The sequence below is a fragment of the Gordonia sp. LMA167 genome (genome assembly GCF_058130025.1).
In genome coordinates, this window is the sequence record NZ_CM176708.1 from 1,314,918 (window position 1) to 1,335,618 (window position 20,701).

At 66.2% G+C, this 20,701-nt stretch carries 18 protein-coding genes and 1 pseudogene; 10 read left to right on the forward strand and 9 right to left on the reverse strand.

What is annotated here, in order from left to right; all coding sequences use genetic code 11:
• Position 1: 1 nt before the first annotated feature.
• From ACVT6V_RS05885 to ACVT6V_RS05895, 3 genes are all read right to left on the reverse strand, one after another.
• A complete protein-coding gene (locus ACVT6V_RS05885; RefSeq protein WP_489898872.1) occupies positions 2 to 358 on the reverse strand; it encodes an ArsR/SmtB family transcription factor in 357 nt (118 codons plus the stop codon).
• Positions 359 to 463: 105 nt separating this feature from the next.
• Entirely contained in the window at positions 464 to 1,288 is an 825-nt protein-coding gene (locus ACVT6V_RS05890; RefSeq protein ID WP_489898873.1) for an SHOCT domain-containing protein, read from the reverse strand.
• A 147-nt stretch (positions 1,289 to 1,435) separates the two neighbouring features.
• A complete protein-coding gene (locus tag ACVT6V_RS05895; protein ID WP_489898874.1) occupies positions 1,436 to 2,191 on the reverse strand; it encodes a hypothetical protein in 756 nt (251 codons plus the stop codon).
• Positions 2,192 to 2,871: 680 nt separating this feature from the next.
• Between ACVT6V_RS05895 and ACVT6V_RS05900 the strand changes: the two genes are divergently transcribed.
• Positions 2,872 to 3,510: a transglycosylase SLT domain-containing protein gene (locus tag ACVT6V_RS05900; protein ID WP_489898875.1), complete on the forward strand. Its 639-nt coding sequence runs from the start codon at positions 2,872 to 2,874 to the stop codon at positions 3,508 to 3,510.
• A gap of 371 nt (positions 3,511 to 3,881) precedes the next feature.
• Complete coding sequence (locus tag ACVT6V_RS05905; protein ID WP_489898876.1) at positions 3,882 to 4,751, forward strand: IS5 family transposase; 870 nt, start codon at positions 3,882 to 3,884, stop codon at positions 4,749 to 4,751.
• A gap of 267 nt (positions 4,752 to 5,018) precedes the next feature.
• Here ACVT6V_RS05905 and ACVT6V_RS05910 read toward each other — a convergent pair whose 3' ends face one another.
• The 3 genes from ACVT6V_RS05910 to ACVT6V_RS05920 form a co-directional block, all read right to left on the reverse strand.
• Positions 5,019 to 6,410, reverse strand: a complete 1,392-nt coding sequence (locus ACVT6V_RS05910) for an IS1380 family transposase (protein WP_489897037.1) — start codon at positions 6,408 to 6,410, stop codon at positions 5,019 to 5,021.
• A 280-nt stretch (positions 6,411 to 6,690) separates the two neighbouring features.
• On the reverse strand, positions 6,691 to 8,838 hold the full coding sequence (gene helR / locus ACVT6V_RS05915; protein ID WP_489898877.1) for an RNA polymerase recycling motor ATPase HelR: 2,148 nt from the start codon (positions 8,836 to 8,838) through the stop codon (positions 6,691 to 6,693).
• Between the two features lie 157 nt (positions 8,839 to 8,995).
• Positions 8,996 to 9,934, reverse strand: a complete 939-nt coding sequence (locus tag ACVT6V_RS05920) for a LysR family transcriptional regulator (RefSeq protein WP_489898878.1) — start codon at positions 9,932 to 9,934, stop codon at positions 8,996 to 8,998.
• 531 nt (positions 9,935 to 10,465) lie between these two features.
• Here ACVT6V_RS05920 and ACVT6V_RS05925 point away from each other — a divergent pair.
• Positions 10,466 to 10,849, forward strand: a pseudogene (locus ACVT6V_RS05925) (EamA family transporter); the annotation flags it as partial.
• A 117-nt stretch (positions 10,850 to 10,966) separates the two neighbouring features.
• Here ACVT6V_RS05925 and ACVT6V_RS05930 read toward each other — a convergent pair.
• The 3 genes from ACVT6V_RS05930 to ACVT6V_RS05940 all read right to left on the reverse strand — a co-directional run bounded on the left by ACVT6V_RS05930 (position 10,967) and on the right by ACVT6V_RS05940 (position 13,584).
• Entirely contained in the window at positions 10,967 to 11,761 is a 795-nt protein-coding gene (locus ACVT6V_RS05930; protein ID WP_489898879.1) for an SDR family NAD(P)-dependent oxidoreductase, read from the reverse strand.
• Complete coding sequence (locus ACVT6V_RS05935; protein ID WP_489898880.1) at positions 11,758 to 12,501, reverse strand: SDR family NAD(P)-dependent oxidoreductase; 744 nt, start codon at positions 12,499 to 12,501, stop codon at positions 11,758 to 11,760. Before ACVT6V_RS05935 ends, ACVT6V_RS05930 begins: the two co-directional genes overlap by 4 nt.
• A 147-nt stretch (positions 12,502 to 12,648) precedes the next feature.
• Positions 12,649 to 13,584: a LysR family transcriptional regulator gene (locus ACVT6V_RS05940; RefSeq protein WP_489898881.1), complete on the reverse strand. Its 936-nt coding sequence runs from the start codon at positions 13,582 to 13,584 to the stop codon at positions 12,649 to 12,651.
• A gap of 88 nt (positions 13,585 to 13,672) precedes the next feature.
• Between ACVT6V_RS05940 and ACVT6V_RS05945 the strand changes: the two genes are divergently transcribed.
• The 7 genes from ACVT6V_RS05945 to ACVT6V_RS05975 all read left to right on the forward strand — a co-directional run bounded on the left by ACVT6V_RS05945 (position 13,673) and on the right by ACVT6V_RS05975 (position 20,594).
• A complete protein-coding gene (locus ACVT6V_RS05945; RefSeq protein ID WP_489898882.1) occupies positions 13,673 to 14,794 on the forward strand; it encodes an FAD-dependent oxidoreductase in 1,122 nt (373 codons plus the stop codon).
• 31 nt (positions 14,795 to 14,825) lie between these two features.
• A complete protein-coding gene (locus ACVT6V_RS05950) occupies positions 14,826 to 15,803 on the forward strand; it encodes a VOC family protein (protein ID WP_489898883.1) in 978 nt (325 codons plus the stop codon).
• Between the two features lie 412 nt (positions 15,804 to 16,215).
• Positions 16,216 to 17,244: a fumarylacetoacetate hydrolase family protein gene (locus ACVT6V_RS05955; RefSeq protein ID WP_489898884.1), complete on the forward strand. Its 1,029-nt coding sequence runs from the start codon at positions 16,216 to 16,218 to the stop codon at positions 17,242 to 17,244.
• Positions 17,234 to 18,232, forward strand: a complete 999-nt coding sequence (locus tag ACVT6V_RS05960; RefSeq protein ID WP_489898885.1) for a cyclase family protein — start codon at positions 17,234 to 17,236, stop codon at positions 18,230 to 18,232. The genes ACVT6V_RS05955 and ACVT6V_RS05960 overlap by 11 nt, the downstream gene beginning before the upstream one ends.
• 56 nt (positions 18,233 to 18,288) lie before the next feature.
• Complete coding sequence (locus ACVT6V_RS05965; RefSeq protein ID WP_489898886.1) at positions 18,289 to 19,491, forward strand: alpha/beta hydrolase family protein; 1,203 nt, start codon at positions 18,289 to 18,291, stop codon at positions 19,489 to 19,491.
• 419 nt (positions 19,492 to 19,910) lie between these two features.
• A complete protein-coding gene (locus tag ACVT6V_RS05970) occupies positions 19,911 to 20,354 on the forward strand; it encodes a nitroreductase/quinone reductase family protein (protein ID WP_489898887.1) in 444 nt (147 codons plus the stop codon).
• Between the two features lie 84 nt (positions 20,355 to 20,438).
• On the forward strand, positions 20,439 to 20,594 hold the full coding sequence (locus ACVT6V_RS05975) for a DUF6131 family protein (protein ID WP_489900716.1): 156 nt from the start codon (positions 20,439 to 20,441) through the stop codon (positions 20,592 to 20,594).
• The last annotated feature ends 107 nt before the right edge of the window (positions 20,595 to 20,701 follow it).

Here is a 20,701-nt window from a genome sequence, read left to right on the forward strand (position 1 = left end):
GTCATTCCTCCTGGTGCGGTTCGAATTCGATCAGTTCGTCGATACGGGCGATGCGTCCACGCCACACCTGTTCGAGCTCCATGAGCATCGTGGACACCGCCCGCACGCCCGCAACGTCGCCGGTCGCCAGTTGCTCTCGCCCGCTGCGTCGTTTGACGAGCAATCCAGCCTTTTCGAGCACGGCGACGTGCTTCTGTACGGCCGCGAAGGACATGTCGTACTTCGCGGCCAGCGTCGAGACCGAATGTTCGCCGGCCAGCACCCGACGCATGATGTCGCGTCGGGTGCGGTCGGAGAGCGCATGGAACAAGGCGTCTGCCCGGTCCTCCTGCTCACTGTCCTCTCCGGTCGTGGACACACCATCAACATACAACCGATCGGTTGTATGTCACAAGGGGTCGGCAGGATTTCCTGAAATCCGGGTTTCTGCGGAGGCTGGTGCCCCGACGCGCGGCACCAGGCGTCACAACCGCGCGAGCAGTTCGGCTTTCTTCGTGGCGAACTCGTCGTCGGTGAGGATGCCGCGTTGATGCAGTCCGGCCAACGACTCGATCGCGGCGACGATGGCGCCTGGATCGTTGTCGGATGCGCCGCCCACGGGTTCGGTCCCGCCCGCCGACGTCGCCGCGAAGTCGGGCGCGTTCGTCTGCGGCGGCGAGTACGTCGGTGCCGGGTCGGACTGGTACTCCGGGGCCGGTGCGGCCACCGGGGTGTCGGCGACCTGTTGCGTGCCCAGCTCGGTCAGGCTCGACACGTCGAACGTGCCGAACTGGCTGGTGAAGGTCACCGAACCGTACGCACCGCCCTGCTGCTGCTGGACACCGCCGATGTTGTGCTCACCGGTGTCGAAAATCCTTGTGTGCCCGTCGACCTGGATGGCGAGTCGCCGCGTGCTCGGGAAGATGGCGTAGCGCGCATTGTTCTGGCCGCCCGACGAGCTCGGGACGCCGAGGTCACCCGGCCACCAATTGTTCGAGGTGAAACCACCCTGGACATTCGACGAGACCGGGGGAAACACCGTCATCGTGGCCAGCAACTGGGACAGTTCGGCGCACAACGAATCGACGCGCGCCTTCAGCGCGTTGTCGAACATGTTGCCGACCATCGTCATCCCGCCCCGCATCCATTGCCCGGAGCCGCCGAGCTCGGGGATGGAGAACTGGGCCATCGTGCCGCCACCGTTGTTGACGGCGAACAGCATGGCGAGGACCGCGTCGTGGGAGAGTCCGTGACGTTGGGCGATGTCGGCGATGGCGGATTCGGCTTCTGGGGTGACCGTGGCCTGCATAGTTTGGGAGTCTTTCGTCGGTCAGTGTTGCCCCTGAGCCTACACAAGCGAACCGGTCCATCCGCGGTCAGAAGGGTGCGCGGGAAATCGGCCGTTCGGCCGTCGGTGTGCTGTCCGCGGCCCGGGATGGCCACCGCTTCGGCACGCTCACAGTGCCGACGTCGTCGACCATCCCGGACTCGGTGTCATGGCAGGCCACGGCGAGCGTCCGTGGGCGGACGCGCGTCGCGGCACCTCGCCGGGTATCGACGACGCGCAGGCGCGTTCGTCGGCGGTAGGGGTGGGGTAGACGGCGGAGAAGTCGTAACGGCTGACATACCAGTCGCCGAACACGTTGCCGCTCGGCGTGCGCGACGTGCCGCGGGTGTTGGTGGGCGGAACGCTGCCGCCGCGACGGAAGTCGATCTCGACCGGACGTGGAGTGTCGATCCTCGACGACCATTCGTGGTCGCCGACCTTCACTGAGCGATACCCGTAGCGGCACAAGATGATACGCGTCCAGTCGCCGTCGTCCATGCGACGCAGACCGGTGAAGAACGCCGTTCCCACGCCAGGATGGGCGGTGGACTCCTCGGGCGGGTAGATCCCGATCATCTGACGGATGTTCGACGGCGCGGCACCGACGAAGCCTCGATAGCCCCAATCCACTGATTGTCCTGCATTCGCCAGTTCGAACGATTCGACGAATGCGCGGACGAACGTTCCCTCCTGGCCCGAGACGTCGAAGACGGTTCCGGGTATCCAGCGAAACGTCTCGTCGAAGGCCTTCGGGACGCGGTCGGTGAGCGCCGGGGTCGACGGTTCGGCCGGTGGGGGTGCAGTTGCATCACACCCGCCGATTGTGAGTACGGTGAGGAACGCCGCGATCACCGCGGCGGCTCGAGCAGAACGCCCTCGGTCCAACAGCGGTCATCCCCTTCGGCGGCCCCCCGCAGACAGGTTGACTGCAGGATAGGACCCGCCGGTCGATCCACGGGTCGTCGCCATGCACCGGATCGGCGAAGAAACGGCAACAGATCAGACACGGCGACGGGTACGCGAGATCCCCCGAAGGTGTCGCAAGCGTCGCCGTTTCGTAACAAATCGACACCAAAGCCCGTTTCGACTTGACAATCTTTGTGAAACGGCTCACTTATGCGGATTCACGCATAGATCCAGGGCACAGGGTATTTCTCTGCGATTCGTGCCGGCTGATCACCGCGAAAACGGGGTTCGCGGCCGCATTCGACTTGGACATCTCTCAGGGATGTATATCAATCTGTTACCTACATGAGCCAGACGCTGAGTCTGCGCAGTAACGAGAAAGTCGAGTTAGCCATGCGGATCCGTCCCGCATGCGCAACCCGCGGTCTCGCCCCGGCCATCGAGGCCGGCATTGCCACCGCGGCCGCCTGAGGAACTCTCGGGCAGACCCTGAACCGGTTGGGTCGGTTGCGCCATGCGCAGAGAGCGCCAACGCCGCTCTTCGTCAACAAGTCCATCCCACAGCGATAGCCCCACACGCCGGGAGCGCGTCTGCGCGCCTCGGAGGTTGTCTGCTGCCGGTCGAACGTCCGGCCGAAACCATTCAGGAACCCACACACATGAACGTCGTCTCCACCAAGCTCAAACGCGCCCCGCGCCGCACGTCCCGATCCCGTCACCTCACCTATGCCGTCGGCGCCACCACTCTGGCTGTGGCCACGATGGTGACCGCGGGGTCGATCAGCACCACCGAGGCCGCCCACGCCGAGCACCAGGTCATCTCACCGGTCCAGGGGCCCATCAAGCGGGTCGCGGTGACGGCTGCCGCCTCGACCGCTCCCAAGCCGGCTCCGAAGCCTGCCGCCAAGCCTGTGGCCAAGCCGGCCCCGGCGCCTGCGCCCATCATCGCGCCGCCACCCCCGCCGGCCCCGGTGTATGCGAACAACCTGGACGGCTGGATTCGGCAGTCGCTCGACATCATGCGGGCGAACGGCATCCCGGGCAGCTACGACGGCATCTACCGCAATGTCATGCGGGAGTCGACCGGCAACCCGCGGGCCATCAATCTCTACGACTCCAACGCTGCCGCCGGCATCCCCTCGAAGGGTCTGCTGCAGGTCATCGACCCGACTTTCGCCGCCTATCACGTCGCCGGCACCAAGTTCGACGTCTGGGACCCGGTCGCCAACATCGTCGCCGCCTGCAACTACGCGGCACACAACTACGGCTCGATGGACAACGTCAACTCGGCGTACTGACATCCTTCTCGCTCCCTGAGGAGCGTCACGAGATACGAGCGAGGCGTCACCACCGCTCCCTGAGGAGCGTCGCGAGGTACGAGCGAGGCGTCACCACCGCTCCCTGAGGAGCGTCGCGAGGTACGAGCGAGGCGTCACCACCGCTCCCTGAGGAGCGTCGCGAGGTACGAGCGAGGCGTCACCACCGCTCCCTGAGGAGCGTCGCGAGGTACGAGCGAGGCGTCACGAAGGGGCGCCCTTCGTGACGCTCGCAGGCTCGCTCCTCAGAGCGTGTTTGAAAACTCGGATGTGCGGCGTGTGACGGATGGGATTTGAGTGAACTCCTGGTAGGTCAGTGAGTGCTAACAACACGTACTCACCAGGAGTTCACCATGCCATCATCACCCATCGGTGCGTGCCCGTCCTGCCCGACCCCCACCCACGGGTCTGGTCATCGGTGCGAGGTATATCCGTCCTCCAGTGTCACCGATGCCCAGTGGGCGGTCCTCGAACCGCTCCTGCCACCGGCCGGGAACACCGCAGGACGCGGTGGCCGACCCGAGAAATGGTGTCGCCGAACCGTTCTCGACGCCGTTTTCTATGTTGTCCGCGGCGGTATCGCCTGGCGACAACTCCCCTCGGAGTTCCCACCCGCGATGACCGTCTACGCGATCTTCCACCGCTGGGTCACCAGTGGAGCGTGGCGCCGCATCCACAACTGCCTCCGCGACATGCTGCGCGTGGCCGACGGCCGCAACCCGCTGCCGACCGCGGCGATCATCGACGCTCAATCGATCCCCGGCGCCGATACCGTGCCCGGTGCCAGTCGCAGCTACGACGCCGGCAAGAAGGTCAACGGACGCAAACGCCACATCGCCGTCGACACCACCGGTCTGCTGCTGGCGATCGTGGTCCACGTCGCCAACATGCAGGACGCCGACGGTGGTGCCCGAGTGTTGGCCGCGCTGCGCGCCCAGTTCTCCACCATCACTATGGTCTGGGCTGACGGCGGCTACCGCGGCAGACTGCTTATCTGGGCGAAAAACGTTCTGGCACTAACCGTTACGATCGTCAAACGCACCGACGACATGACTGGATTCCACGTCCTACCGCGCAGGTGGGTCGTCGAACGCACCTTCGGTTGGATCGTCAAACACCGCCGCTGCGTCCGCGACTACGAAACCCGACCCGACCACCACGAAAACATGGTGTACATCGCCCTCATCGCTACCATGTCACGACGACTGGCCAAACTTGCCTGAGTTTTCAAACACGCTCTCAGGGACCGGGGTGAGGTTTGCAGGCTCGCTCGTCGGGGACCGGGGTGGGGTTCGCAGGCTCGCTCGTCGGGGACCGGGGTGAGGTTCGCAGGCTCGCTCCTCAGCCTCGATCTTTCATGTGGTGGTGGGTTGGGGGTTTCGGCGGCTGGGTGTGGGGTTGGTGTGGTGTGGGTGTGGGTGATCGCCGGCGCTGGTGTTCGCCGGTTCTTCGGGTCCTGGGTTGAGGGGCAGGGGCTGCTGTGTGGTGTGTCAGGCGGCGTGCAGGGCGGTGTAGCCCTGGTAGATGAGGTCGTTGTAGGGCCAGCCGCGGGGTAGTCGTAGCAGGTGGCGTCGGCCGGTGTGGATGGTGCGTCCGGCCACGGCGAGGATGCATAGGCGCATGCGTTTGGGTTCGAAGAGGCGCGCGGGGTGGTGTTCGGGCCAGCATAGGGTTTGGGTCCAGGCCAAGAGTTCGGCGGCCAGGCAGACGATTTCGAGCCAGATCTGGTTTTTGGTGAACTCGTGGAAGGGCAGGTTGGCCATGCCGGTGTCTTTGAGGTTGCGGATGCGGTCTTCGGCGCGGGCGCGTTGGCGGTGGCGTAGTTCCAGGACCGGCAGGGTCCAGCCGGTGCCGCGGGTGTTGGTGGCGAACGCAGTGTAGCGGCGGCCGTCGATGTCGGTCAGGCGTAGTTGGGCGCCGGGGTCGGGGTATTCGCGGCGCACGATGACGCGCATCCCGGCCGGCCAGGGGTCGGTGGGGTCGGCGGCGGGGACGATCAGGTCGGTGAGCTCGGCGACCTGGGCGCCGTTGCGGGGTTGTTCGTCACCGTTGAACGCATCGCGCCAGGCCTGCTCGGGCAGCGCGGCGATGGCGGTTTTGACGTTGTCGTAGAGGGTGAACCCGATCGAGTACGCGAGTTTCTCGGCGCGCAGGAACCTGAGGAATTTTTTGGAACAGCCGCCGGCGTCGGTGCGGAGCAGCACCTGGGGGCGTTCGGCGGCGGGCAGTTGGGCCAGCGCGGCGGTCGTGGTGTTGATGTGCAGGTCGGCGCCTTGTGGGGAGGCGCCGCCGCGGCGTAGATCGATGATCAGTGGTTCGCCGGTGCCGTACTGGCCGTGATCGACGAACGCGCACATCGGGGAATGCCCGAACTGGCGTTTGTAGGTCAGTTGGGCGTGTTCTTTGAGTGAATGCGCACCGATGGTGGTGGCGTCGAGATCGACGATCACCTGCCCCCCATCGCGGGTGCCGGGTGTTCCGGCCAGCGGGCGCGCCCGCGTCCATACCCGGGTGCGGGCCGCGGCACGCGCGGCGCGGATCGCCGGTAGCGCCGTGCTCAGGTCGTCGGCCAACACGCTGATCAGCCGGGAGAACGTCGCATCCGAGGCCACCGGCCCGAACAGGTCGGGTTGGGCTCGCACGATCGCCACGTCGGCCGCGCAGTCACCGCCCAGAGCCAACGCGATCGCCAGATCCAGCAGCATCAGGCCCGGATCATGGGTGGCCCGCGGCGAGGTCCACGGCGCCAACGCCGCCGATAACGCCTCGTCCAGGCCCGCGACCTGCGCCGCGTCACGCAGCAGCAACGCCCCCGACGAACTCGTCAGCGACTCGCGGCGTTGATCATCGACAACCAGACGGGGATAGCGGTTATGCTTCACCTGCGAAGTGCCTTTCTGCCAGGAATTATTGTGTTGTGGAGATTCAATAATCCCTTGCCAGGTAGGCACTTTCGCATTTCCCACGCCGAACACCCCAAACAAACATGAAAGATCCAGGCTCAGGGACCGGGGTGAGGTTCGCAAGCTCGGTCCTCAGGGACCGGGGTGAGGTTCGCAGGCTCGCTCCTCAGGGACCGGGGTGGGGTTCGCAGGCTCGCTCCTCGGGGACCGCGGTGAGGTTCGCAAGAGGAGATACACGGGGGAAGAACTGTCCGGCGAGTCAATCCTGCAGGATCACCAGCTCCCGCGTGGCACGGGTCATCGCCACATATCGGTCCACCGCGCCGGTGATCCCGGAACCGAAACGCTCCGGATTCACGAGGACGACGAGGTCGAACTCGAGGCCCTTGGCGTGCTCGGGTGACAGCGATCGAATTCGCGACGTGCCCGCGAATTCCGGATCGCCGATGACGCAACCGATTCCCTCGTCATTGTCGGCCAGCCACGCGTCGACGACCGCCCGCAGGTCGGACGTGTCCCGTTGTGCGACAGGGATTCCGCTGCTCCGGATGGAGGTCGGCACGTTCGCGTCGGGAAGTGCCGCGCGGATCACCGGCTCCGCCTCGACCATCACCTCCTCCGGCGTCCGGTAATTGACGCTCAGCGATGCCATCGTGACGTGGCGGAGTCCGACGCGCTCGAGTCGCTCGCGCCACGATTCGGTGAATCCGCGTCGCGACTGAGCCCGGTCGCCGACGATGGTGAAACTTCGCGAGGGGCAGCGCGACAACAACATCTGCCATTCCGCATCTGTCAGCTCCTGCGCCTCATCGACGATGATGTGCGCGAAGGGCCCGGCGAGCAGGTCCGGTTCCGGGTGTGCGACAGCCGATTCGTCGACGAGGCTGTCGCGCAGATCGCCCTGGCGCAACATGCTCATCAGGCCCTCGCCGTCGTCGTAGGTGTTCGAGTCGATGAGGTCCGACACCACGTCATCCATGCGTTCGCGCTCGGCGGCCAGCACGGCGTCGCGCCGACGTCGACGACGTGACGACTCCGGATCGCCCAGCCGCCGGCGCGCTGCGTCCAGCAGAGGGAGGTCCGACATGGTCCACTCGTAGGGGGCATCTCGTTGCAGTGCGGTCACTTCTTCGCGAGACAGCCACGGAGCGCACATCCTGAGAAATGCCGGCACCGACCACAGGTCCGCGATGAGGTCCGTCGATTCGAGAAGTGGCCATGCCCGGTTGACCGCCTTGGACAGTTCAGCGTTCTGCCCCAACGACTTTCGTAGCATGGTGACAGACACGTCCGGGTTGCGGTGCCTGTCGAGCACGGTGGTGACCAACTCGTCCCAGATCTGATCGCGGGCCTCGTTGTGCGGTGTGCCCGGTTCGACGACGTCGAAGATGGCGCGCCAGTCCGTCGCGCGGAGTGTCACCTCATCCCAGTAGGTCTCGACGACGAAGCTCTCGTTCGGGGGCTCCTCGTACCATCTCGCTGCGGTTTCGACGGCGTCCACCATCCGGGCGTCCGACTTCAGTTGCACGACCAAGGGATCGGAGTCAATCGTCGCGCTGTCGCCTTCGGGCAGCATGTCGCGCAAAGTGCATGTCTGCACGCCTTCCTCGCCCAGGCTGGGCAGGACGTCGGCAACGTAGGCGAGATACGGGTCGTGTGGACCGACGACGAGCACTCCACCCCGGTTCCCGGCAAGTCGTGGATCGGCGTAGAGCAGGTAGGCGGCGCGATGCAGGGCGACCACGGTCTTGCCGGTTCCGGGACCGCCGTCGACGACGAGCGCGCCACGCGATCCGGCGCGGATGATGGCATCCTGATCGGCCGCGATGGTGCCCAGCACATCGCGCATGCGCGGCGAACGGCTGGTCCCGAGACTGGCGATGAACGCGGAATCGTCGTCGAGCGCGACGTGCCCGTTCAGCCCACCCGGCGTGAACACCTCGTCCCAGAAATCTCTGATCCGTCCGTGCGCCCAGCGGTAGCGGCGGCGGCTTGCCAACCCCATCGGGTTGGCGGAAGTCGCCGCGAAGAAGGGCTCCGCCGCCGGCGTGCGCCAGTCGATCAGCAGCTGCTCGCCGCTCGGATCGGTCAGGCCGAGTCGGCCGATGTAGCGGGATGCACCGTCCTCGCCGACCATCCGGCCCAAGCAGAGGTCGAGGCTGAAGCGCCGCAGGGTCCGTAGGCGCTTGGTGACCTCATGGATCTCCAGGTCACGTTCGATGGCTTGCTTGCCCTTGCGGCCGGGGGCCTTCAGCAGGACATCGAGGCGCTCGGACAGTTCGGCGATCGACTCCGCCATCCGCCGGCTCATGGCACGGAAATGGCGTTCATCGTCGACGACAAACGCCGGGTCCGCCTTGGCGGGGTGATCGAGGAGATTGAACACACCGGTGGTGTCAGGGGTCATGTATGCGGCTCCAGGCAATGGTCAGAAGTAGGTGTTCAGCTGCGAGGACACGATTCTGCACCGCCACGGGGGCCTTGCCGCAAGCCCCCATCCACGCTATAAGTTAGAAGGGGCAAGGGGATTCGTTCAGTCCGCAATCATCGGCCGATCGGCCAACTCACACTTCTCCGAACCGTACCCGCACCGTGGGCGTCGGAGGCTGACGTTCGGCCGCGACCTCGGCCAGCGCCTCGCGGAACGCGACGACCGCGGGATGCCGCGCCCGGCCAGCACGAACGGCCGTGTAGAGGATGCGCTGCGGATCACCGGGCAGCGCGACCAACAGCGTCCCCGCCAGCCGCTCACCCTCCATCAGTCCGGTGGTGAACGCCAGGGCGTGCCCGGTCCGTACCAGGTGGGCATGCAGCACCGGGTCCGGACCCTCGAACCGGACATGCGGCTCGAAGCCGGCGGCCCGACAGGTCGCGCGAGCCCAATCGCCGCTGGCCGTACCGGGCGGGTCCAGCGCCCACGGCGCGTCGCCGAGCTCGGCGATCGTGGTCGGCTGCCGAGCATGCGGTCCGTGCGCCGGGATCGCGAGATGGATGGGATCGCGCACCAGATCTGTGCGATCGGTGCCGGCGCGCACCGGGTCCGGCAGGCCCGGGTACTCCTCCCCGAGGATCACGTCGAAGTCATGCGACAGCAGCCCGCTGTAGGCCGCGTCGACCTGCCGCTGGGTGATCTCCACCTGCAGGTCCGGGTGTCGTCGGCCCAGGAGCGTCAGGACCGGCGGAGCGATCTCCAGGACCACGGACTGAAACGACGCGATTCGCAGTGTGCCGCGCACCGCCGGGAGGGCGGCGGCAAGTTCTGCTTCCGCCTCTTCGAGGCGTGCCAGCACGACATCGGTATGGCCGACGAGGGCGATCGCGTCGTCGGTGAGCCGTACCCGGCGTCCCACGTGCTCGAGCAGCGTCACCCCCGTCTCGCGTTCGAGCAAGGTCAGTTGCTGGGAGATGGCCGAGGGACTGTAGGAGAGGGCTTCGGCGACCTGGGCAAGGGTTCCCCGCAGGTGCAGCTCACGCAGGATGCGTAGGCGCGAGACATTGAGCATCGACTTCCTCCCCAATAGGTAAGTAGAACTGATGATGAATGGGAAGAAACATTCACTGGACTGATGATAACCACCGGGGGATCCTGACAAGATGAGTTTTCGGTGGAGGTGGTCGTGATGGCCTCGCGTGCGGCAGTGGCGTCGCGCGTTGGTGACCGCACCGGGCCGGCGGTCGGGCTGATCCTGGGTTCCTGCGTGTCGTTGCAGTTCGGTGCCGCGCTGGCGGTGCACCTGTTCCCGGCCGTCGGTTCGTGGGGAGCCACATTCTTGCGGTTGGCGTTCGCCGCGATCATCCTGCTGGCCGTGATCCGGCCGTCGGTGCGTGACTGGACCGCTCGCCAATGGCGCTCGGTGATCCTGTTCGGCGTCGTGATCGGCGGTATGAACGGCGCGTTCTATGCGGCCATCGACCGACTGCCACTCGGGGTCGCCGTCTCGATCGAGTTCCTCGGGCCGTTGGTCCTGGCCGCCGTGCTGTCGCGCCGACCGGTTGATTTCGCCTGGGTGTCGCTCGCCCTCATCGGCATGGGCATGCTCGGACTCGAGAGTTTCACGAGCGCGGAGTCGCTCGATGTGGTCGGCGTCGGACTGGCGCTGGTGGCGGGAACGTTCTGGGCAGGCTACGTCCTTGCCAGTTCACGGGTGGGGCAGAGCATTTCGGGCACCGACGGCCTCGCGGTGGCGTTGGTGGTATCGGCGGTGGTCGTCGCCCCGATGGGTATCTCGGGGGCCGCCGCGGCATTGACCGATCCGACGATCATCGTTTTCGCACTCGGCGTTGCACTCCTGGCGTCGGTCATCCCCTACACGCTTGAGCTCGCCGCGCTACGTCGTCTGCCGAAACATGTCTTCGGCGTGCTGCTCAGTCTCGAACCGATCGTCGCGGCATTCGCGGGCTGGGTGCTGCTGCACCAGCCGATCGGGGCCTTGCGACTGGCTGCGATCACGTTGGTGATCCTGGCCAGCGTCGGCACGACCGTCACCGCGTCGAGAGTGCGCCGCGGCTCCAGAAGGCCTCGGCTGAGGCAAGTCTCAGTGCGGCAGCACAGCGGACCAGCCGCCGTCGATCATCAGGTTGGTGCCGGTGACGTAGCCCGATTCGTCGGAGGCGAGGAAGACGGCATAGTTGACGACGTCGGTGGGTGTGCCGATTCGGCCCAGTGGGATGGCCGAGGCGATCTCACGCATCGGGTGGCGGTCGTCGAGCAGGGTCGACTCCGACTGCGGGGTACGGATCATCCCGGGGCTGATGCAGTTGGCGCGGATGCCGACGGCGGCGCCCTCGGCGGCGAGTTGCTTGGTCATCGCGATGACGGCGCCCTTCGACGCGGTGTGTGCGAGACGGGTGTTGGTGACCGATCCGGTCACTCCGGCGGTTGAACCGACCAGGATGATCGAACTCGACTCCGCGGCGCTCAGGTATTTCCACGCGTGCTTGATCGGCAGGAACACCAGGTCGATCTCGTGGGACATGACGAACTGCCAGTCCTCGAGATCGATCTCGGGCACCGGCGCGAACGTACAGAGACCCGCGTTGGCGTACAGGATGTCGATGTGTCCGGCCGCCGCGCCGACGTCGTCGATCCAGCGGCGCACCGCGTCGTCGTCGGTCAGATCGACCGGATGGGTGCCTACCATCCGCCCACCGGCCGCGGTGACCAGTTCGACGGTCTCGGCGCCGCCGGCAATGTCGACGTCGCAGCCGTAGACGGTGGCGCCTTCGGCCGCGAATCGCGATGCGGCCTCCCGCCCCTGGCCGCCGGCGGTTCCGGTGATGACGGCGACCTTGCCGTCGAGGCGGCCCCGTGCTGGTGAGGCGGCGCTCATCGGGTGCTCCCGGCGAGCAATGCGTCGGAGATGGACTTGACGCCACCGTGTGACGTGGCGCCCCCGTCGACGGTGATCTCGGCTCCGGTGGTGTAGGCGGCGGCATCGCTGAGCAGGTATTCGACGGTACCGGCGACCTCATCGCGGCTCCCGGCGCGGCCGAGGGTGGTCTCGGCCACCGACGAAGCACGGAACTCGGGGGCGGCGGCGGCCGTCATCGGGGTGTCGATGAACCCGGGGTGGACGATGTTCACGCGTATCCCTCTGTCGCCGAGTGCAAGTGCGGCCGTGTGCGTCAGCCCACGCAGCGCCCACTTACTGGTCGTGTAGGCGACGGGGTAGTGCCCGGTGAGGGCGGCGATCGACCCGATGTTGACGATCGATCCACCCGCCGGCATGACCGGCGACAACGCCTGGATCGCCAGCGTCGGCCCGATGACGTTGACGGTGTAGGCGGCTGACATGTCCTCGACCGTCACGGTATCCAGGCGAGCGCGGCGGGTGATCCCGGCGCAGTTGACCAGGCCGTGGATGCCGGCGGTACGCAACTCGTCGGCCAGCGACGCCCACCGGTCGGGGTCGGTCACGTCGAAGGGGCGAACTCCAGTGCCCGGTGAGCGGTCGAGACCGACAACCTGTAATCCCGCTGCGGCCAGACGATCGGCGATCGCAGCTCCGATTCCTCCTCCGGCGCCGGTCACCACGACGGTTCGGACGCCGGTTCGTTCGCGGTCGGACATCGAACACCTCCTCGATCACGCTCAGAGTGCGTGCACGCCGACCCATTTGGGAACAGTCGATTGCCGATAGTCGCTATTGATCACACCTATGGTGAGGTGGATGCATCAGGGTTGTGGAGCTTCGGTGGTCGCTGCTCACCGGGTGTCTCAAGTCGACGCGATCTCCTCGACGACCCCGCGCATCCATTGATGGGCGGGATCTGTCGAGTGAATCGGATGCCACCACAATGCTTCTCGCAGCGGCGCGACATCGCCCGGGCATTCCATGACGCGAATACCGGCCAGTGGGCTCAGCCTGTCGGCGAGCGACTGCTGCAGCAGAGCGATCCGCCGGGTTCCGGTGACGAGGAAGGGAATCGCGAGAAACGATTCGACCACCACCTCGATGGTGGGCTCGACGCCGAGGATCTGCAGCTGGCGCAGGGCCGGGGTGAACGCGGTGGGCCCGTGAAAGGTCACCACCCACGGGGATCGGCGGAGATCGTCGAGGGTGAGTTGGTCTCCGAGGTCGGGGTTGTCGACCGAGCAGATCACGACCCACTCGTCGGTCGGGAAGTCGATCGACGGGGTTCCGGTGATGAAACCATGTGGCATCACGATTCCGTCGACCGCGCGAAGGGTGTCGTCGGCGTGATCGACTGCGTACGGTGTGTTCTGCTCGAGTCGAAGTCGTGCTCCCGGCGCTCGTTCGTGCAATATCCTCGCCAGCGGCTCGCCGACCCGCAGTGCCCCGTAGTCGGTCACGACGAGTGTGAAGGTTCGGTCGGCGGAGGCGGGATCGAAGGTCGGGGCGGCCTCGAACACCCGCTGGACGGACTGGATCGCGCTGGCGGTCAGTGGCCGCAAATTGGCGGCCAGGGGCGTCAGTTCGTAGCGATTGCCGGTGCGCCGCAACAGTTCGTCGTCGAAGTGTCGGCGCAGTCGGCCCAGTGAGGCGCTGGTGCTCGGCTGGCTGACCCCGAGACGCTCGGCGGCTCTGGACACATTGCGCTCGTCCAGCAACGCATCCAGCGCGACCAGCAGGTTCAGGTCGAGGTTGCGCAGCTGACGGGCCCCGCCGGCCGGCTTCGAACTATCAGTCATGACTATAGAGACTATCGGTGATTCGGTATTCCCTAATAGTGATCGGCGACTCATTGTGGGTGGGACCACATCAACAGGAGTTCTCACGATGTCATCTCTGAACGTTCTCGTCATCGGCGCCGGTGTCGCCGGGACCGCCACGGCGATCCTGCTCGCCGAGCAGGGTGTCGCCGTCGACCTGGTCGACGTCAAGCCCGACGTATCCACGCTCGGCTCCGGGATCACTCTGCAGGGCAACGCATTGCGTGTCCTTCGTGAAATCGGCGTGTGGGCGGAGGTTCGAGCCGAGGGCTACGCCTTCGACACGCTCGGCTTCCGAACGCCCGATGGCACCCTGCTCGCCGAACTGCCCGACTCGCACACCGGCGGCAACGATCTGCCGGCCACGATGGGCATGTACCGGCCCACGCTCGCGCGCATTCTCGTGGAGCGCGCCGCATCCGTCGGGGTCAAGGCCCGGTTCGGTGTCACCGTCACCGCGCTCGACCAAAGTGATCGCGAGGTGGCGGCCACGTTCGACGATGGGACCAGCGCCCGGTACGACCTCGTCGTCGGCGCCGACGGCCTGCGCTCGGCGACGCGTGCCCAGATCGGGATCGACGCGACGCCGCAGCCGACCGGGATGGGAATCTGGCGCGTGTTCGCGCCTCGCCCGGAGTCGGTGACCCGGACCGAGCTCACCTACGGTGGCGCCTGCTACATCGCCGGTTACTGTCCGACCGGTCACGACAGTCTGTACGCCTACCTCGTCGAAGACGTTCAGGATCACAGTGCTCTGAGCCCGGACGAAGCACTCGCCGAGATGCGGTTGTTGGCCGCCGAGTATCACGGCCCGTGGGACGACATCCGTGCAGGGATGACCGATCCGTCTCGAATCAACTACACGCGCTTCGAATCCCACGTGGTCGAGGGACCGTGGCATCGCGGCCGCGTGGTGCTCATCGGCGACGCGGCACACAGTTGTCCTCCCACGCTCGCGCAAGGTGCCGCGCAAGCGCTGGAGGATGCGTCGGTGCTGGCCGATGTCATCGGCAGGTACGACGCGATCGACGGCTCCATGTGGGCGGAATTCCATGCGCGACGCTTCGACCGCGCCAAGGCCGTCGTCGACGCCTCGGTCCAGCTCGGCCGCTGGATGCTCGACCACGAGCAAGGCGATGTCCCCGGCCTCATGGGTCGTATCGCCGCCATGCTCACCGTCCCAGCCTGATTCCGCACAAACATCCCACCCGGAGGAGATCATGACCACCGAAACGGTTCACGAATCCGCACCAGGCGCGCCGACCGACTACGCGTTCACCCACCTGCGCCACGTCGGCATCGCCGTGCCCGATTACCAGCAGCAGATCGACTTCTACACGAACAACTGGGGTCTCACCGAGATCGGCACCGACGGTGATGTCACCTACCTCGCCGCAGAGGGCTCACCGGAACGCTACGCGGTGCGCGTCCGTAAATCGGCCGACAAACGCCTGGACCTCATCTCGTTCGGTGCGGCCGACGCCGGCGCTGTCGACGACCTCGCCGTGCGCCTGGGCCGCGACGGCGTCGACCTGATCGGCGAACCGGACACACTCCAGACACCCGGCGGCGGTTACGGATTCCGCTTCTTCGATGCCGATGGCCGCACCATCGAGGTCTCCGCTGACGTCGGCGTGCGAACACACCGGAAAATCGAAGAGGGGGAATCGATCCCGGTCAAGCTGTCGCACGTCGTCATCAACAGCCCGGACCCGGAGAAGACTGTTGCGTTCTACGAACGCCACTTCGGATTCCGCGTCTCCGACATTCTCATGCACCCCCGGATGGGCCGGATGATGTGGTTCATGCGCACCAACGTCGCTCACCACTCGCTGGCGATCGCGCGCGGCCCACACGCTGCACTGCACCATGCCTCGTTCGAACTGCGTGGACTCGACGAGTACATGCGCGGCACCGGCCGGCTCCTGCGATCGGGCGCGGAGAAGATCTGGGGGCCCGGCCGACACATGGCCGGCAACAACACCTTCTCGTACTTCCTCGATCCCAACGGGAACACGATGGAGTACACGACCGAGCTCGAAACCCTCGACGAGGACACCTGGCACCCGCACCTGTACGACTTCAGCAACCCGGAGGTCGCCGATCAGTGGGGAACCGCGAACGCCATGAACGAATTCGTTGCCAGCAAGTCGTTCAATGACCCCGACAAGGGACTCTTCGTCGCCCCGCCCGTGTGAACGGCGGCGCTCCCCGAGGAGCACGGCGCCGGCCGGGCGTCGTTTCCCCGCGGTCCCGGAGGAGCGAGGCGCCAGCTGAGCGTCGTCGTCCCCCGGTCCCTGAGGAGCCAGAGGGCAGCCGAGCGTCGTCGTCCCCCGTGATGAGCCGCCGAGCTTGCGAGGTTGCGTCGTCCCCCCGGTCCCTGAGGAGCCGCCGAGCTTGCGAGGCTGCGTCACGAAGGGCCGCCCTTCGTGACGACCCTCCGCTAGCGCTCCGGGTCTCCTCAGGGACCGGAGACGGGGACGACCCCCCCGACCGAAGTCGCTCGCTGAGGAGCGATGCGCCAGCCGGGCGTCGCCGCCCCCGGTCCCTGAGGAGCCGCCGAGCTTGCGAGGCTGCGTCACGAAGGGCCGGACCCCAGAAAGGAACATCATGAAATTCGCAACCGTCACCGTCGACGGTGCATCACGTGCCGCGGTCGTCGCCGACGACGCCGTCCACCTGCTGCACCGGGGCCGGACGATGCTCGACGTCATCCGCGGCGGACTCGACGCGGCGTTGGCCGAAGGGGCGCGCGCCGTCGACCACGGCCAGGTCATCGCGTTGGCAGACGCGACATTCGAGGCACCGTTGCAGCCCCCCACGATCCGCGACTTCGTCACGTTCGCCGAACACGTCGAGGGTGTGCGGGCCTCGATGGAGGGTCAGAACGACGTCCCGGACGCCTGGACCGACGCGCCGCACTTCTACTTCACCAACCCCTACACCGTCACCGGGCCCGACGCGGTCGTGCGTGCGCCGGGCGGTTCGGTACAGCTCGACATCGAACTCGAGGTGGCGGCCGTCGTCGGCAGCGCGGGCAGCGATGTGACCGTGGAGGCGGCCGGGGACCTCATCTTCGGTTACACGATCCTCAACGACTGGTCGGCCCGTGACCTGCAACGACGTGAGATGGAGATAGGGCTCGGCCCGGCCAAGGGGAAGGACTTCGCGAACTCACTCGGTCCGGTCATTGTCACCGCCGACGAGTTCGCCGACCACGTTGATGCCGAAGGCTTCCTGGACCTGGCGTGCACAGTGCGGATCAACGGCGAGACAATCGGTACCGACGTCACCGCCAACATGGGCTGGTCGTTCCCGTCGATGATCGCGTTCGCCTCCCGCAACAGCGCCGTCCGCCCCGGCGACGTCCTCGGTTCGGGCACAGTCGGAAACGGTGGATGCCTCGCCGAATTGTGGGGTCGGCGTGGAACTCTCAACCCGGCACCGCTACAGGACGGGGACGTCGTGGAATTGACCGTGGAGGGCATCGGTACGTTGCGCAACGTCGTCGGCGAGCCGAGGCCGGCATCTGCCGGACTGCCCGCCCCCCGGATGACCGACCAGGACCGTCGTCGCGCCGAGCATGCTCCGCGCGAACTCGCGGCGTCCGCCATTGCAGGAGAAGCTCATGACCGCTGACATCACGACCTCGTCGACCACCGCGCTCGACCGGACCGATCCGGAGGGCGCCATCGCCGCGGCGGCGCAACGATGCTCCAACTGGGGACGCTGGGGCGACGACGACGTCCACGGCACGCTCAACCATGTCACCGCGGCCGATCGGATTCGCGCCGCCGGATTGGTCCGTACCGGCGAGACACTCAGCCTTGCATTGCCGTTCGACATGAATGGTCCGCAGAAGGGATGGCGTAGACGTACCAACCCGGTGCACACCATGCTCGACACCGGAGTCGACGCCGAAGCCGGGTTGCAGGGGTTCCCACACGGCATCGGTGGCGCCGACGACGTGATCGCCATGCCCCTGCAGTGCTCGACACAGTGGGATGGGCTGGGACACATCTTCGATCACGGGCGGGCCTGGAACGGTCGCCGCTCGGGTGCCGTGGTGACGTCGGAAGGTGATCAGGTGACCGGCATCGAGACCGCGGCAGAGCGCATGGTGGGTCGCGGTGTGCTCCTCGACGTCGGTCGGGTGATCGGCGACGACGGCGAACTCCCTGACGGTTTCGCGATCACCACCGAGCATCTCGAGCAGACGATCGCCGTTCAGGGAGCGACTGCGTCAATCGGACGTGCCGACTTCGTATGCGTGCGGACCGGTCAGCTCACCCGCGCCCTCCGCGACGGGTGGGGAGACTACGCCGGCGGAGCCGCGCCCGGTCTCTCGTTCACCACCGCCGACTGGTTGCACGATCATGAGATCGCCGGGATCGCCACCGACACCTGGGGATTCGAGGTTCGTCCGAACGAGTTCGACGTCGCCTTCCAGCCGCTGCACCAGGTGGTGATCCCGCATATCGGGCTTTACATCGGTGAGATGTGGAACCTCGACGCCCTCGCCTCCGCCTGTGCCGCAGACGGCCGGTACGAGTTCATGCTCGCCGCACCGCCACTACCCATCACCGGCGCCGTGGGCTCGCCGATCAACCCGATCGCCATCCGCTGAGCGGACCGGCTCACCCCAGCAACGATTTTCGATTCACCACAACAGGAGCAAGTGAAATGTTCGAATACTTCAAAGACAACAACTACGTCTGGAACTTCGCCGTCGTCGGCACGTTGAACAGCATGGGCCGCATCGACGAGGTCGACCGGGCCTGCCGTCCGCTGCTCGACATCGCTTCCGGTAACGAGGACGCGGGTACGGATGACTTCCTGCGGACCTGGACCGACATGGTCGACCGGCTGGTCGCGGCCGCCGAGGAGGACGAGCGCAAGGGCCACAACCGGACCGCCGGTCAGGCCTACGCCCGCGCGGCCAGCTATCTGATCTCGGCGGAGCGGATGCAGAAGGCGGGAACTCCGGAGCGAGAAGGCACCTATCAGCGCTGTATGGCCTTGCTGGAACGCTCCTTCGAGCTCAACGATCCGCTGACCCGTCGGGTCCAGATCCCCTTCGGCGACACCACACTCCCGGCCTACTACACCCGGCCGGCCACCGCCGATGGTCGTCCGACACCGGCGATGATCATGTGGAACGGCCTGGACAGCACCAAGGAGCACCAGTACCTGTCCGAGCACAGCCTCGAACTCGCCGCGCGCGGCATCGCGACGTTGATGGTCGACACCCCGGGATCGGGAGAGGCGTTGCGTGAGCAGGGCCTGACCTCGCAGGTGAACACCGAGGAATGGGCCGCTGCATGCGTGGATTTCCTCGAGAACGACCCGACGATCGACGCGTCACGGATCGGTATCGTCGGCTGGTCGCTCGGCGGCTACTACGCGCCGCGTGCGGCGGCGTTCGAGAAGCGTCTCGCGCTGTGCGTCGCCTGGGGCGCCAACCACAACTGGGGCAAGGTGCAGCGTCGGCGTGTCGAGCGTGAGGGCGAGCGTCCGGTGCCGCACTACTGGGACCACGTCATGTGGGTGTGGGGCGAGACCGATCTCGAGACCTTCCTCGACAAGGCCGACGACGTCCACCTCGACGGTGTCGTCGAGAACATCACCGTGCCGTTCCTGATCGCGCACGGCGCCAACGACCGACAGATTCCACTCGAGATGGCCCAGCGTTCCTACGATCAGGCGGTCAACAGCCCGAAGCGGGAGCTGCGGATCTTCACTCCCGAGGAAGGCGGCGCCGAGCACATCGGTCTCGACGACCTCGGGCATGTCAGCAGCTTCGTCGCCGACTGGGTGGCCGACACCTTCGCCGAACTCGGTGCGGCCGAAGGTCGTTCGATGGAGGTAGCCGCCGGCGCTCAATGATCTGCCCGCATCCGTGGTCTCGATACGCGACTCACTACGTTCGCTGCTACTCGACCAGCGGGGGCCTTTCCGTTGGTCGGTTGGCGACTGACTTCGTTTGCTGCTGTTCGACCGGCGGGGGCCTATCCGTTGGTCGGTTGGCGATTTACTTCGTTTGCTGCTATCCGGCCGGCGGGGTCTCTCCGTGGTCTCGATACGCGACTCGCTACGTTCGCTGCTACTCGATCAGCGGGGGCCTTTCCGTTGGTCGGTTGGCGATTTACTTCGTTTGCTGCTATTCGATCAGCGGGGGTCCATCCGTTGATCGAGTGGGTTGCGAGCCGCTAGGCGAGGAGCCGTATCGAGATCGCCGGGGGCCATCCGAGGATCCACTGGACTGGGGAATCGTGGCCGCGCATGTTGACCACTAGTGTTGCGGTATGCCGAGCCTGTTCATCCGCGCCCTGCAAACGCATCAGTGGATCTATGAGCATTCGGGTGGCTGGGTCGGTCACCGACTCCTGCTTGGCAACCCGACCCTGCTGCTGCGTCATACGGGCCGACGCACGGGTCAAACGCGGTGTTCCGCTCTCACCTACGCCAAGGATGGCGACACTTACTTGGTCGTCGCGTCGAACGGGGGCTCTCCGCGCCCACCGGCCTGGTTGGGGAATCTCACCGCGCATCCCGCGTGTGAGATCCAGGTCGGTCGTCGGCACCTCTCGGTGACCGCTCGGCCGACCTTCCCCGACGATCCGGACTACGCGCGTCGATGGGACATCGTCGATCGGGTGAACAAGGGCCGATACCGCGGCTATCAGCGAAAAACGTCACGTCCGCTGGCCATCGTCGAATTGCGTTACGGCCAAGATTCAGGCGAATGAGGGTGTATCCGGCAATCGACGCGTACGGTGAAATTGCTTGCAGCAGCGTCGAGCAGAACATACACCGGCCATCGGAGGCTTACCTTGATCATCCTTGGCATCATCCTTCTTGTTCTCGGCTTCATCTTCAGCATCCAAATCCTGTGGATACTCGGCATCATCCTGCTGGTGGTCGGCGCGATCCTGGCCATACTCGGGGCCACCGGGCGCGCGGTCGGCGGGCGCAAGCACTTTTACTGAGCAGGCGCCGCTCGGATACCGTTACTCCTGATCGAACCCGTCCATCCACTTCGCCGTCGGCAACGAAGAACTGTGTGACCGCGGCGCAGCCGCGGATCACAGACGCG

Bases quoted from the DNA above. Each gene is read 5' to 3' on its own strand.
- ACVT6V_RS05890 (WP_489898873.1), bottom strand. From the start codon at position 1,288: ATGCAGGCCACGGTCACCCCAGAAGCCGAATCCGCCATCGCCGACATC.
- ACVT6V_RS05930 (WP_489898879.1), bottom strand. From the start codon at position 11,761: ATGAGCGCCGCCTCACCAGCACGGGGCCGCCTCGACGGCAAGGTCGCC.
- ACVT6V_RS05900 (WP_489898875.1), top strand. From the start codon at position 2,872: ATGAACGTCGTCTCCACCAAGCTCAAACGCGCCCCGCGCCGCACGTCC.
- ACVT6V_RS05940 (WP_489898881.1), bottom strand. From the start codon at position 13,584: ATGACTGATAGTTCGAAGCCGGCCGGCGGGGCCCGTCAGCTGCGCAAC.
- ACVT6V_RS05970 (WP_489898887.1), top strand. From the start codon at position 19,911: ATGCCGAGCCTGTTCATCCGCGCCCTGCAAACGCATCAGTGGATCTAT.
- ACVT6V_RS05955 (WP_489898884.1), top strand. From the start codon at position 16,216: ATGAAATTCGCAACCGTCACCGTCGACGGTGCATCACGTGCCGCGGTC.
- ACVT6V_RS05935 (WP_489898880.1), bottom strand. From the start codon at position 12,501: ATGTCCGACCGCGAACGAACCGGCGTCCGAACCGTCGTGGTGACCGGC.
- ACVT6V_RS05965 (WP_489898886.1), top strand. From the start codon at position 18,289: ATGTTCGAATACTTCAAAGACAACAACTACGTCTGGAACTTCGCCGTC.
- ACVT6V_RS05960 (WP_489898885.1), top strand. From the start codon at position 17,234: ATGACCGCTGACATCACGACCTCGTCGACCACCGCGCTCGACCGGACC.
- ACVT6V_RS05950 (WP_489898883.1), top strand. From the start codon at position 14,826: ATGACCACCGAAACGGTTCACGAATCCGCACCAGGCGCGCCGACCGAC.
- ACVT6V_RS05905 (WP_489898876.1), top strand. From the start codon at position 3,882: ATGCCATCATCACCCATCGGTGCGTGCCCGTCCTGCCCGACCCCCACC.
- ACVT6V_RS05945 (WP_489898882.1), top strand. From the start codon at position 13,673: ATGTCATCTCTGAACGTTCTCGTCATCGGCGCCGGTGTCGCCGGGACC.
- helR (WP_489898877.1), bottom strand. From the start codon at position 8,838: ATGACCCCTGACACCACCGGTGTGTTCAATCTCCTCGATCACCCCGCC.
- ACVT6V_RS05920 (WP_489898878.1), bottom strand. From the start codon at position 9,934: ATGCTCAATGTCTCGCGCCTACGCATCCTGCGTGAGCTGCACCTGCGG.